Source organism: Sphingopyxis sp. UBA6723 (assembly GCF_002454115.1).
Classification (GTDB): domain Bacteria; phylum Pseudomonadota; class Alphaproteobacteria; order Sphingomonadales; family Sphingomonadaceae; genus Sphingopyxis.
Genome location: NZ_DKIH01000008.1, coordinates 1 through 13,108 on the forward strand (window position 1 = coordinate 1; position 13,108 = coordinate 13,108).

The 13,108-nt window shown below is 65.8% G+C and carries 8 protein-coding genes, 1 tRNA gene and 2 pseudogenes; 4 read left to right on the top strand and 7 right to left on the bottom strand.

What is annotated here, in order from left to right; all coding sequences use genetic code 11:
- The 3 genes and pseudogenes from B4F07_RS05920 to B4F07_RS05930 form a co-directional block, all read right to left on the bottom strand.
- A partial coding sequence (locus tag B4F07_RS05920) for an NAD-glutamate dehydrogenase domain-containing protein (protein ID WP_293704627.1) occupies positions 1 to 3,427 on the bottom strand: 3,427 nt, incomplete at its 3' end.
- A gap of 290 nt (positions 3,428 to 3,717) precedes the next feature.
- Complete coding sequence (locus B4F07_RS05925) at positions 3,718 to 5,055, bottom strand: hypothetical protein (protein WP_414711689.1); 1,338 nt, start codon at positions 5,053 to 5,055, stop codon at positions 3,718 to 3,720.
- Positions 5,056 to 5,315: 260 nt separating this feature from the next.
- Positions 5,316 to 5,913: pseudogene (locus tag B4F07_RS05930) on the bottom strand (TetR/AcrR family transcriptional regulator).
- Between the two features lie 184 nt (positions 5,914 to 6,097).
- Between B4F07_RS05930 and B4F07_RS05935 the strand changes: the two are divergent.
- Positions 6,098 to 7,651 carry an N-acyl-D-amino-acid deacylase family protein gene (locus B4F07_RS05935; RefSeq protein WP_293699283.1) on the top strand — a complete coding sequence of 518 codons (1,554 nt, stop codon included), beginning with the start codon at positions 6,098 to 6,100 and terminating at the stop codon, positions 7,649 to 7,651.
- A gap of 10 nt (positions 7,652 to 7,661) precedes the next feature.
- Here the strand turns inward: B4F07_RS05935 and B4F07_RS05940 are convergent, their stop codons facing one another.
- From B4F07_RS05940 to B4F07_RS05950, 4 genes and pseudogenes are all read right to left on the bottom strand, one after another.
- Entirely contained in the window at positions 7,662 to 8,780 is a 1,119-nt protein-coding gene (locus B4F07_RS05940) for a P1 family peptidase (protein ID WP_293699286.1), read from the bottom strand.
- Positions 8,777 to 9,142: a hypothetical protein gene (locus B4F07_RS05945; RefSeq protein WP_414711750.1), complete on the bottom strand. Its 366-nt coding sequence runs from the start codon at positions 9,140 to 9,142 to the stop codon at positions 8,777 to 8,779. The genes B4F07_RS05940 and B4F07_RS05945 overlap by 4 nt, the downstream gene beginning before the upstream one ends.
- Before the next feature lie 97 nt (positions 9,143 to 9,239).
- Positions 9,240 to 9,812, bottom strand: a pseudogene (locus tag B4F07_RS17445) (MlaA family lipoprotein); the annotation flags it as partial.
- Positions 9,813 to 10,048: 236 nt separating this feature from the next.
- Positions 10,049 to 10,122: transfer RNA gene (locus B4F07_RS05950), tRNA-Cys, on the bottom strand.
- 251 nt (positions 10,123 to 10,373) lie between these two features.
- On the opposite strand from B4F07_RS05950, the gene B4F07_RS05955 reads away from it, so the two are divergent.
- The 3 genes from B4F07_RS05955 to B4F07_RS05965 all read left to right on the top strand — a co-directional run bounded on the left by B4F07_RS05955 (position 10,374) and on the right by B4F07_RS05965 (position 13,057).
- Positions 10,374 to 11,036 (top strand): protein-L-isoaspartate O-methyltransferase family protein, encoded by a 663-nt coding sequence (locus B4F07_RS05955; protein WP_293699293.1) that lies wholly within the window; start codon positions 10,374 to 10,376, stop codon positions 11,034 to 11,036.
- A 36-nt stretch (positions 11,037 to 11,072) separates the two neighbouring features.
- Positions 11,073 to 12,554 carry a TolC family outer membrane protein gene (locus B4F07_RS05960; RefSeq protein WP_293699402.1) on the top strand — a complete coding sequence of 494 codons (1,482 nt, stop codon included), beginning with the start codon at positions 11,073 to 11,075 and terminating at the stop codon, positions 12,552 to 12,554.
- Between the two features lie 104 nt (positions 12,555 to 12,658).
- A complete protein-coding gene (locus B4F07_RS05965; protein WP_293699296.1) occupies positions 12,659 to 13,057 on the top strand; it encodes a DUF2497 domain-containing protein in 399 nt (132 codons plus the stop codon).
- Positions 13,058 to 13,108: the final 51 nt, after the last annotated feature.

Sequence of the window (13,108 nt, forward strand, 5' to 3'; positions counted from 1 at the left end):
TGATGTTGACCTCGACGTCGGAGGTGTTCACCCCGGCGGAATTGTCGATCGCGTCGGTATTGAGCCGAACGCCCTGGCGCGCGGCCTCGATGCGGCCGCGCTGGGTCATGCCGAGATTGGCGCCCTCGCCCACCACCTTGGCCCGGAGCTCGGCGCCGGCGATGCGGATCGCGTCATTGGCGCGGTCGCCGACCTGGGCGTCGGTCTCTTCGCCGGAGCGGACATAGGTGCCGATGCCGCCGAACCAGAGCAGGTCGGCGGGCGCCTTCAGGATCGCCGAGATCAGCGAACCGGGGTCAATTTCGGACACCGACAGGCCGAGCAGCGTCTGGACTTCGGGGCTCAGCGGAATGCTCTTCTGGCTGCGCGGGAAGATGCCGCCGCCCTTCGAGATCAACTTGGCGTTGTAATCGGCCCAGCTGGACCGCGGCAGGTTGAACATCCGCTCGCGTTCCTTCCAGCTTTTCGCCGGATCGGGATTGGGGTCGAGGAAGATATGGCGGTGGTCGAATGCCGCGACGAGCTGGATTGCCTTTGACAGCAGCATGCCGTTGCCGAACACGTCGCCCGACATGTCGCCGCAGCCGACCACGCGGATTGTGTCGGTCTGCACATCGACGCCCATTTCGGCAAAATGGCGCTGCACCGACAGCCACGCGCCCTTGGCGGTGATCCCCATCGCCTTGTGGTCATAACCGTTCGACCCGCCGCTGGCGAAGGCATCGCCGAGCCAGAAGTCGCGCTCCATCGCGAGCGCATTGGCAACGTCGGAAAAGGTCGCGGTACCCTTGTCGGCAGCAACGACAAAATAGGGATCGTCGCCGTCGTGGATCACGACGCTCTTGGGATGCACGACTTTGCCCGCGACCAGATTGTCGGTGATCGACAGCAAGGAGCGGATGAAGATGCGGTAGCATTCGGTGCCCTCGGCAAACCACGCGTCGCGGTCGAGCGAGATGTCGGGCAGCGCCTTGGGATAGAAGCCGCCCTTGGCGCCGGTCGGCACGATGACGGCATTCTTCACCCGCTGCGCTTTCATGAGGCCAAGGATTTCGGTGCGGAAGTCGTCGCGGCGATCGGACCAGCGAAGGCCACCGCGCGCGACCGGACCGGCGCGCAGGTGAATGCCTTCAACCCGCGGCGAATAGACCCACACTTCGCGCCAGGGCAGCGGTTTGGGCAGGCCGGGGACTTTGCTGGAATCGATCTTGAACGCCAGCGCTTCCTCCGCTGCGGGGGCAAAGGCGTTGGTGCGCAAGGTCGCGCTGATGACGGCGTGGAACAGGCGGAGGATGCGATCCTCGTCGATCGACTTGATGTCGGCAAAGCCAGCGAGAATGTCAGCTTCAAGTGCTTCGGCACGCTTCGCATCGCGCGCTTTGGGATCATGGAGGGCGCGGAAGCGTTCGATCAGCGCGGCGGTGAGCGCGGGCGCATGGCGCAGCGCGCTGACCACGGTGTCCATGCCATAGGCCGAGCCGCCCTGGCGCAGATAGCGGAACCAGGCGCGCAGCCACACGATCGCGCGCGGATCGGTCTGGTTGGTCAGCACCAGTTCGTTGAAGGCGTCATTCTCGGCCTTGCCGCCGAGCACCGCGGCAATCGCGCGTTCGAGCGTCTCGGCGTAGGGCAGCAGCGCCAACTCATCGACATTAGCGGGCAGGCGTAGCGTGAAATCATGGATGACGATTGGCGGATCTTCGTCGGCGTCCATGCCCGGCGCGCGGCTCTGGCCGAGCGCGGTCGGGATTTCTTCGAGCACTTCGAAGCCGAAATGTTCAAGCGCGGGAACGACATCGGACAAAGCGAGCGGACCCACCGCGCTGTACACTTTCAGCCGCAGCCGGTCGTCGCCATCGAGGCTCTTGCGCGCCAGCCGCACGCTGCGCGGGTTTTCGGCATCAAGATCGCGCAGGCGCAATATGTCGCGCGCCGCTTCCTCGGGATTATAAAGGTTGCGGTAATTGGGCGGGAAGGTCGGCGCAAAGCGCGCCGCCAGCGCCGCGGCGCGCCCCGGATCGCCCCGCTTCGCCAGCGCCGCCTCGACCTCGGGCTGCCAGCCGCGCACCATCTGTTCGAGCTGGGTGTTGAGCGCGGCGGTGTCGGGCACGACCCCGCCGCTGCGCAGGTCGAGCGTGTAGCGCAGCAACGCCGCGCCGCCATCCTCGAGCACCATCGTCCAGCCGATCACGCCGGCCTTGGCCTCGCGCACCAGCATCGCCTCAACCGCGATGCGGCGACCGGTCGACACCTCGTCGCGCGGCAGCCAGACGAACACGAACAAATGGCGACCGAGCGCACTGCGCACCGTCACCAGTTTTGGGCGCGGGCGGTCGGTGATCGACATCGAGGTCAGCACCAGCTCTTCGAGCGACGCCGCATCGAACGCGATCAGCAGGTCGTGCGGCAGGGCGGTGAGCGCATGGGCCAGCGCCTTGCCGGCATGGCCCGACGGATCGAAGCCAAATTTCGTCATCAATACGTCGAGCTGGGCGCGCAGCACCGGCACTTTCGCGGGCGGCGTCGACAGCGCGGCGCTGGTCCACAGACCGGCGTGGATCGACAGGCGCTCGACCTTCTTGCCCTTGAGTTCGGGAACGATGACCAGGTCGAGCAGCACCCGGCGGTGGACCGCCGACAACCGGTTCGATTTGATCAGCAACGGCGCATGGCCCCCACCATCGAACCAGGCGAACGCCGCATCGAGCGCGGCGGGTGAGAGCAGCTGGCTCTCGCTACTCTCGCTGACCCCCAGTGGATCCTGCATCTTGCCGTCGCGCGTCCGCCATTCATGGCCGAGCTGGGTCATCGCGCCGCCTTCGAACCAGCGCAGCAGTTCGGCCGCCTCGCCATCGACGCGCATCGCGGCATCGGCGAGCATGGCCGCGCGCATCGCGCGCCAGTCGCGCACTGCGGCGCGGACGTCGCGCAGCGCCGCTTCGAGTGCGTCGAGCAGGCGGCGGCGCGCGCGCGCATCGCCGCGCTCCAGTTCCATATAGATCACCGACTCGCGCGCCGGACCTTCGCCCGCTTCGAGCAAATGCCCGCCTGCATCGCGCTTCACCGCGACGACGGGATGGAGGATCCGGTGGACCGCGAGCCCCTGTGCCGCGACGATCTGCGACGTCGAATCGACGAGGAAGGGCATGTCGTCGTTGACGATGACCAGCCGCATGCGGCGGTCAGTGCCGTCGGCAGCCATCGGTTCGAGTAGCAACGACGGCGTTTCGGCGGCGCGATCGAGCGACGCGCGCCCCGCAAACTGGCTGGCGTCGGCCAGCGCCGCGGCGTCCATGTCATCGCCTTCGCCGGGCAGCGCGCTGCCGCGCAGCGCCGCCAGATAGGCAGCGGCGATTTTGGCGGGGACTTTGGCGGTGGTGGCGGTGGACGTGTCCGTTTCCGGCGTGGCGGACGAATTTTGAGGCATAAAGTGCAGCATCCCGAACCAAAAGATGGGGATCCCTGCCGACGATCGGCGGGGGCCCGTTCGCTCCCCACCCTATGCGCCCGCGACGCGCGCGGCTCAAGACCTCGTTCGCGCGCTCGCGTTAAATTATTTCAAGTTTTGGATCGACTGTTACGCGGAGCGACGAATCCTCCCTGCGGCGTAGCCGTGGGGAGGGGGACCGCTCATCGCAGATGAGTGGTGGAGGGGCCGCGACGGTAGCGCCAAAGCCCCTCCGTCAGCNNTGGCTTCGCCACAGGGAGGATCAGAATCTACGACGTGATCGCGACGGCCCGTTTCGCCAGCTTGGCGATCAACGCCGGATCATCCGCTGCCTTGGCGACAATGCCGATATGCCCGCCCGGCATCGCACGCGCGATCAGCACGACAAATTCGGCATCGCCGGCGTCATGTTCGAGGATGATCGCCGGATGTGCGGTGCGCAAAGCAATAAGCTTTTCATCAACCTTGGCGCTTGGATCACCCGCGGGCCTGCGGCGTGCGCGCGCGTCTTTGACCAGGCCTTTGAGCCCGCCCGGATAGCGATCGAGATAGGCGGCGAGTTCGCCGCGGCCGACGCCCTCGTCCTTGGCGTGGCCCAGCACACAGGCATATTCGGCAAGCCGGGTCTTGTCGTAGGTCGCACCGAACACCAGCTTGACCACCGGCGTCATCGGGGCGCGATCCTGCACCGCCAGCCCGGCGTCGTCGAGCAACGCAGCAAAAGCCTCGGGCTGCTGTTCGGCAACCAGCGCGAAATCCCATGCCTTGGCGACCGCTTGATACAGTGCCCCGCGGCTGCGGCTGTCGGCGGCGATCGCGCGCTCGGCGGTTTCGCGCGCAAGCGCCAGCCAGTCGGCGAGTTCGGCATCGGCGCCGGGGTCGCTCACAAGCGCTTCCTCGGCTTCCAGCGCCGCGACGATCGGCACGTCGCTGCTATCGACCAAGGCGCCAAAGCCGGGGGTCGCATCGCCGTCGCCATCATCGTCGAGATGTTCGCTGTCGGGGCCGTCGGCCCACACCGGCACCGGCGCGGTCAGCGGCGCGGCGCTGCGCAGCGCTTGTTCCACCGACAGCTGGAGTTCGGCAGCTTGATCGGCGGGTGCCGCTTCCTTCCAGTTGATCACCCCCATGATGAAGTCGATCGTGTCGTCGTCGGACGAGAAGGGCAGCAATATACCGCGGTACATGATAGTGACGCCGCGATCGTTGACGAATTCGGCCTCGAAGCCGATCGGGGCGCGGTTGGCGATGATCTGAAGATAATGATCGGTCAGCCGCGACAGCAGCGAACGGCCGGGAATCTGGCTGATGTAATGGACATCCTCGCCAATCTGCGACTCGACGCGAAGCCGGTCGCCGACAAAGGCGATGCCGGGATTCTCGACCCCGGCGGTAAAGTCGAGCAGCACCGCATTCGATCCGAAGTCGGCACCCTCCAGATCGAGATCCTCGACCGAGGGATAAGCGCGGTCGGCGAGCAGCGACGCCCAGTAATTATAGGCGCGCACCTGCATCCGCCGTTCGTCGACACCGACCGACGCGGGCGGATCGATCGCCCCGTCGTCCTGGTCGTGGCTGCCCGAGAGCAGTCCGCGCATGCTGTCCATCATTTATCCCCAGCCAAACACATCGGGGGATGTCATGCACCAGAAGTGGTAAAAGCCGCGTAAACGATGCCGAAAATGCGGGGCGGCATCGTCGCGGTTAATACGGGCTTCGCTGTTTGGATGTAGGGGGTTCCGGCCGCCGCGCGATCTTTGTCGCGCGGCGGCCGGTCCGGGGGGAGAGCCCGTTTATGTACCGATGAGTATATAAGATGCGGCCGCGGCGTCAAGCGCTTTCTGTACCGATCAGTAAACTTCTTCTGCTAGCGGCCCGGCCAGAGCTTCAGGCCGGTTTCAACCAGCTGCTCGAGTTCGGCGCGCGTCGCGCCGGCGCCAGCCTGCACCGCCATGCCCTGGTTCATTGCGGTCAAAAAAGCCGCGAGGCCGGCCGGATCGACGTCTTCGGGAAAATCGCCCTCGTCCTTAGCCCGTGTGAACCGCTCCAGCATCGCCTGCTTCGCCGCCGCGCTGCGCGCGACCACGGCTTCGCGGATGCACTCGGCCTCGGCGCCGNNTCACCCCCAGGCAACCATTGGGATTTTCTGGACAGCAGTACATGTCGAGGGCGCCGTACATCAGCCGTTCGGCGACGCCGCGCGCGGTCGGCGCATCGAGCGCGGCGCGCATATAATCGGTCTTTTCGCGCTCATACAGGTCGAGCGCCTTGTTAAACAGCGCCTCCTTGTTGCCGAACGCGGCATAGAGGCTGGGCTTGGTGATCCCCATCGCTTCGGTGAGGTCGGCCATCGACGCGCCCTCATAGCCTTTCGACCAGAACACGCGCAGCGCCGCCGCCAGCGCCGCATCGACGCAGAACTCGCGCGGACGGCCTTTCGGCACAGTGGCGGCTTCGATTTCCATAACGGATGGTATATAAGTTAGGTGGCGAAAAATGTCCAGCGGCGGCTGATATGCGCGCCATTTGCCGGACGGCGCGACGTGATCGACCATAGCGCAAAGACGCGGGGGACGCGCCGCGCCCTTTGATTTGCTTTCGCCGTCCCATTTCGGCAGTCTTGGTTTCTGCAGGCCAAGGGAGATTTTCATGGTGCATGACATCACGCGGCGTCAGATCATGGGCGCCGCGATAGCCGGGGGGGCCTTGGCGAATCTGCCGGTTCTGGCCGCCGTTGCGGGCGAAGCGTCGATCTATTTTCGCGATGTCCTGTTGATCGACGGCACCGGGACCACACCGCGGCGCGCCGACGTTGCCGTCACCGGCGACCGGGTGGCAGCCATTCTGCCGCCGGGGAGTGCCGCGCCGCGCGGCGCGCGTCTGGTTCCCGGCGACGGCCGCGTTCTGGCCCCGGGATTTATCGACACCCACACGCACGGCGATCCGCTGACGCAATCCTACGACGCATTTCTGGCGATGGGCGTGACCACCATATTGCTCGGCGTGGACGGCAGCGGTCCCCGCATCGGCGACGATCTGAATCTGCAGACCTGGCTGACGGCGGCCGACCGCGCAGCGCTACCGCTGAATGTTGCGGTCCTGGCGAGCCACGGCACGCTGCGCCGGGCCTCCGGCATCCCCGACGCGGTGCGCCAACCGGACGATACCGCGCTGGCGCGGATGGCCGCATTGCTCGACCGGGAACTGACCGCTGGCGCCTACGGTCTATCCTATGGCCTGGAATATGTTCCCGGCATCTATGCCGAAGGCGCGGAGCTTGCCAGCCTTGGCCAAACGGTCGCCCGCCACGACGGCGTGGTCATGAGCCATATGCGATCCGAGAATGACGACGAGATCGAAGCTTCGATCGAGGAGCTCATCGCATCGGCGCACCCGGGCCGGCCGCATATCTCGCACCTGAAAGTGGTGTTTGGCAAAGGCGAGAGCCGCGCGCGCGAACTGCTCGACTATATTGCCGCGAAACGCCGCGCCGGTATCGACCTGACCGCGGATGCCTATCCGTACAATGCAGGCTATACCGGCATTGCCCTGCTCTTTCCCGAATGGGCCTTACCGCCCAGCGATTATGACGCGATCGTCGCGCGGCGACGACCGGAACTGCGCGATCATCTGATCGCCCGCATGACCCGGCGCGGCGGGCCGGACGCGCTGCTGATCGGCACGGCTCCTTATGCCGGCAAGACCCTGGCCCAAGCGGCGGGGGAGGCGGGGCTGCCCTACGCCGATTTCCTGATCAGGATCGGGCCGGGCGGCGCCTCTGGCGCGCATTTCACCATGGACGCCGCGCTACAGGATATTCTCGTGCTCGATCCCGACGTCGCGATCTCGACCGACGGCGGCCCCGGTATGCGCCACCCGCGGGCCACCGGCACTTATGCCAAATTGATCGAGCAATATGTGGTGGGCAGCAGCAGGCTCCCGATCGAACAGGCCGTCCGCAAATCCACCGCGCTCCCCGCGCGCATCCTTCGGCTCGCCGATCGGGGCACGGTGCGGCCGGGCGCGAAGGCGGACCTGATCCTCTTTGCGCCCGACGCGGTGAAAGCGCGCTCGACCTACGTCGACCCGTTTGCGCAGGCGCAAGGGTTTGACCTGGTGCTGGTGAACGGGCAGCCGGCATTCGAAGGCGGCGAGCGGGTTGGCGCTCCCGGCCGCCTGCTGCGCAAGACAAGGAGCGCGTAGCGCGGCGCGATCACGGTTTCCCGGCCGTTAGCCAGCGCAATATCGTCTCGACCGGGAGCCGCTCGACGCGGCCGCGATGGCCCTCGACCGTCTTGGCGGCAAACAGCGAATTGATGACGGCTTCCTCGGTCGCTTCGGCGACCGCCTGGAACAGCGGCGAAATCTGTTCGTTGCGAAGATCGCTGATTTGCGCCGTCGGGGGGCTTCCTTCCTCGCGGCGCACCCCCGGGTTGGTCGAAAAGGCGATGGCATAGTCGCCGGATCCGTTGGAGAAAGACGATCCTGTCCGTCCGATCCCGATAAATGCGCGCTCCGCGATACGGCGCAGGTTGCGATCGGACAGCGGCGCGTCGGTGGCAATGACCACGATGACCGAACCATCTGCGCTGTCACGACCGGGTCCGCCCGCAAAGGCGTGGCGGCCCAGTCTGATCCCGACCGGTACACCCGCGATCGTCAGTACGCCGCCATAATTGCTTTGCACCAAAACACCCAGCGTCCATCCGCCCATTGCGCTTGGCAGGCGGCGCGACGCCGTTCCGATCCCGCCCTTGAAACCGAACGCCACGGTTCCGGTGCCCGCTCCGACCGACCCTTCCTCGACCGTGCCGCCCTTCGCTCCGTCGATCGCGCGCCGCGCGTCTGCGGCGGTGACCCGGCGGCGACGGATGTCGTTCAGCACGCCATCGTTCGTTTCGCCAACGACGGCGTTGACCGACCGAACCGCTTCGTTGCCCGGCCCGTCCAACGTCCATGCGATCGCCGCGGCCGCGGCTTCGGGGACGTTGAGCGTGTTGGTCAGCAGGATGGGCGTCTCAATCTCTCCCAGTTCGGCCACCTGGGTCGAGCCGGCAAACTTTCCAAAGGCATTGAACGCCACGAAACCGGCGGGAACCCGCGAACGAAAGACATTGCCGCCGTGCGGCAGGATCGCCGTGACCCCGGTATGGATATCCTTACCCTCATCGATTGTGACATGACCCACCTTGACCCCGTCAACATCGGTGATGCTGTTGAGCGGGCCGGGGTCCAGAACGCCGATAACCACGCCGGCTTCGCGGGCGCGCTCGGTTGCCAGCGCGGCGGGCGCCGCGGCCAGCAATACCATGGCGACAATCGCCTTTCTCAAGGCGGGGGGCGATCATCGGCGGGCGGCGTCGCGATGTCCACGGGCGCCCCGACGACCGGCAGAGCGGGATCGATGGGCGCATCGGCCGGAAGGCTCGTCGTCTCGGCGGGCGGAGCAGCGGGGAGGCTAGGGACCGTGCCTTTCAGCGCATCGATTTCGCGGCGTCGCATTTCCAGATACAGGGTGCGGACCTCGACATAGGGATCGATGCTTTCATTTTGCAGGCGCTCGATTTCGGCATCGCGTTCGATACGATCGTTGAGGGCCCGAACCACCGTCGTCGGCACCGCATAGGCGGGGCGGTTGAACGGCTTGCCGATCGCGGTCGGCAGGACCAACATGTCGAGGCCGTTGCCGGCCATGTCGCGCAATGTCGTCGCGCCGAAAAGCGGCAGGNNAGAAAAAGGGACCGGGCTCGACCCCGTAAAAGCCCAAGGTGTTGGCAAAGCCGTTACGCCGATACGGCAGGTTGAACGGCTTTTTCTTGGCCACGTCGAACAGGCCGCCGACGCCGAAGGTCGTATTGATCGCAAAGCGGCCGAGCGTTTCGGCGGCCTTGCCAATCTTGAACTGCAACAGATAATTCAGGAAATTGACCGGTTCGGTCAGGTTGCGCAGCGCATTGCCCACCCCATCGCGGACGGGTTCGGGAACGATGCTTTGATACCCCATCGCGATCGGGCCCACCAACGCACTGTCGATCGCCTGCACCGCCCGATAGGATTCGATGTTGATCGCTTGCAGCGGATCGCCCGGCGGCGCATCGCCGCGCGCCGTCACGACGATTTCGTTCGGCGCTCCTGGCGTTTCGACCGGTGGCTCACCGCTGGATGGCTCCGTCGCGACCGGCGATGATGATGGTAAGGGCGACGGCGACGGGGTCTGCTCGATCGTCGGCACGACCAGCGGGGGCAATGGATCACCCGCCAAGCGCTGGGACTGGATCTCGGTCGGATTGTCGGGCGCCACATCGGCCGCTGTCGGCGGGGTTCCAGACAGCAACAGCAGCGCGGTGACGGCGGAAATACTCATTGCGCGCGCGGTCCCACTGACCCAAAATCGGTGCGCATCGCTCGCATATGGCAATCTCCTAACCGGGGTATCAGCCCGAAACCATGACCAAAGGCACCCTCCCGGTCGTCGGATGCTGCTTAACGGGCTTTAACGGGCTGAACAGCTTTATGTTTCCCCCGCAAAGGGGAAAGATAAAAGAAACTACGCCCACTGTGCAACCACCAGCGAACGTCGGCGGCGGCGCGATGTGACGGTGGAGGCCCGAGCCGGAATCGAACCGGCGTGCACGGATTTGCAATCCGCTGCGTCACCACTCCGCCATCGGGCCTCATGCCAAATACCGCATCCCTGGGGGGATAGGTCGGGGGTTGGACGGCGCCGCTAGTGAGGGGGTTTCATCGGCTTGTCAAGGATTCGCCCGCAGGGCCGCGCGGGCCGGTGATCCGGGGTTGGCGGCACCAGCGATGCCCGCTATGCGCATCTATGCGGGCCGAGGCTGTATTACTATTGCAATACAGCATGGGTTGGGCTAGAGCTGCCCCGCACGGGCTCATGCCCCCAGGGAATCGGAAAAGGCTGATGGCGACCAAGTTTAGCGAAATCACCGCGGCGGACATGCGCTCTGCCATGATCGACAGCCAGCTGCGTACCAACGACGTCATCGACCCGGCGGTGGTCGGCGTGATGGCGGCGGTACCGCGCGAGGCGCATGTGCCCGCCCATCTGACGAGCGTCGCCTATATGGACCGCGCGATCGCGCTGGGCCACGGCCGCGCGCTCAACGCACCGCTGGTCACCGGCCGGATGCTGGTGGCCGCCGCGATCCGCCCCGGCCAGCGCGTGCTGCTGATCGGCAGCGCGACCGGCTATACTGCGGCGCTGCTCGCGCGGCTCGGCGCCGAAGTTCATGCGGTCGAGGAACAGGCTGAACTGATGGCGATCGCGCAGTCGGCGATCGCCGACGCCAATATCCATTGGGTCGCCGGACCTCTAAGCGCGGGCGCGCCGAGCGCCGCGCCGTTCGACCGCATCCTGGTCGAAGGCGCGATTGAAACGCTGCCAGACGCGCTCACCGCGCAATTGGCCGAAGGCGGCCGCCTGGTCGCCGCGCGTCCCGACGGCGCGGTGACGCGGCTGGTCCAGGGGGTCAAGGCGGGCGATGCGATCACGCTGCGCAGCTTTGCCGACATGGACGTCGCGCCGCTGCCCGGCTTTGCCGCGCCGGCGGGCTTTACATTCTAAAAGCCATTTCCCTCCCTGTTTCAGGCTGACATGACGATGCTCGATACCGATAAGAAACGGCCTCTCCCCCGCGCCCGCTGGCTTGCCGGTCTGGCCGTCGGCGCCTTGACCCTGTCGTCGGCGGCGCAGGCCGAAACTTTGCAGGAGGCGCTGGCGAAGGCGTATGAAAACAACCCGACGCTGACCGCGGCGCGCGCCGGACAGCGCGCGAACGACGAAAATGTCCCAATCCAGAAAGCGAGCGGCCTGCCGACTGTCGGCGTCGGGGTTGATTATCAGGAAAATCTGGTGATCCCGGGCAACAGCTTTTTCTCGCCCAAGCGTTTCGTCAGCGTCGGCGGCCAGCTGTCGGTGCCGATCTATCAAGGCGGCGCGGTGCGCAACGCGGTCAAGGCCGCCAAATTTCGCGTCGAGGCGGGCCAAGCGGACCTTCGCGCGACCGAAGCGAGCATTTTTGCCCAGACCGTCGGCGCCTATATGGACGTCATCCGCGATCAGGCGATCGTCCAGCTCAACCAGAAAAATGTCGCGGTGCTGCGCACCAATTTGCAGGCGACGAGCGACCGCTTCGAAATTGGCGACCTGACCCGCACCGATGTCGCGCAATCAGAGGCGCGTCTCGCGCTCGCCGAAGGCGATCTGCGCACCGCCGAGGCGAACCTGATCGCCAGCCGCGAATCCTACACCCGCCTGGTCGGCGAGGCGCCCGTCGATCTGGAACAGCCGCCGCAACTGCCGAACCTGCCCGCCTCGCCCGACGAGGCGGTCGCGATCGCGCTGATCAGTAATCCCGACATCGAAGCCGCGAACCAGATCGTCAACGCCAGCCGCGCCGACATCGGCGTCGCGCGCGCCAGCCGTCTGCCCAAGCTGTCGGCGACAACCAGCGGCGGGTACAACAACAACCTGAATTCGGTGAACGATCCGACGTCCGAGAATGTCACGAAAAGCGCCTCGGCCGGATTGTCCCTGTCAATCCCGATCTTTCAGGGCGGCCGCCCGTCGGCGCAGGTGCGCCAAGCGCAGTCGCGCACCAGCCAGGCGATCGAAAATTACGTCGAGGTCGAACGCAGCGTCATCGCCCAGACCCGCGGAGCCTATGCCGCGTGGCGCGCCAATGAGCAGATCATCGCCGCGACGCAGCAAGCGGTGAGCGCCAACGGCCTGTCGCTGGAGGGCGTGCGCGCCGAAAACAGCGTCGGCACCCGGTCGATCCTCGACATTTTGAACGCCGAGCAGGAATATCTGAACACGCAGGTCCAGCTGGTGTCGGCGCAGCGCAACTCCTATGTCGCCGCCTTCTCGCTCCTCGCCGCGATGGGCAAGGCTGAGGCCCGCGATCTGGGGATCGAAGGCGGCGCGCTTTATGACCCAGAGGTCAACTACAACCGCGTCAAAGGTCAGATCTCTGACTGGGCCGACGATCCCGCGCCGCAGCAACAGGCGACCGACACCCGCGCCGTCCCCGCTGCGACCGCGAGCGTTCCGGTTGGCCCGCCCGCGCTGCCGCGACAATAAGGCTTGGCAAAACACGCCCCCAATCGGTAAGAGCATAGTTAACCATCCGGTAATCGCGATGGTTTAGGGGGTTGGTTATGGGCGATATGTCGCGGGAACCATCGATGGAAGATATCTTGTCGTCGATCAGGCGCGTGATCGCACGCGATGAAGCCCCGGGTTCGACGCGCGAAATCCGGGTCCCCGAAGCCGACGACATTCTGGACCTTCAGGACGAAGAAGATGACGACGGCGCCGAAACCGCTGCTGCGGCTGACGAGCTCGTCTCCGAAGCCAGCGCCGATGCCGCGCGCCAGTCGCTCGAAGCCTTGACCGCCGCAATCGCACCCGCCGTTGCCGCCGCGACGGTTGCGGCGCCCGCCGCTGCGGGCCGCACGATGGAGGACGTCGTCCTCGACGCACTGCGCCCGATGCTGAAAGACTGGCTCGACAGCAATCTGCCGTCGCTGGTCGAGGCAATGGTGGCGAAGGAAATCAGCCGGATTACCGGGCGGCGGATTTAAGTCATAATATCAATAATCTAGTTTGAACCGTTCGCCCTGAGCCTGTTGAAG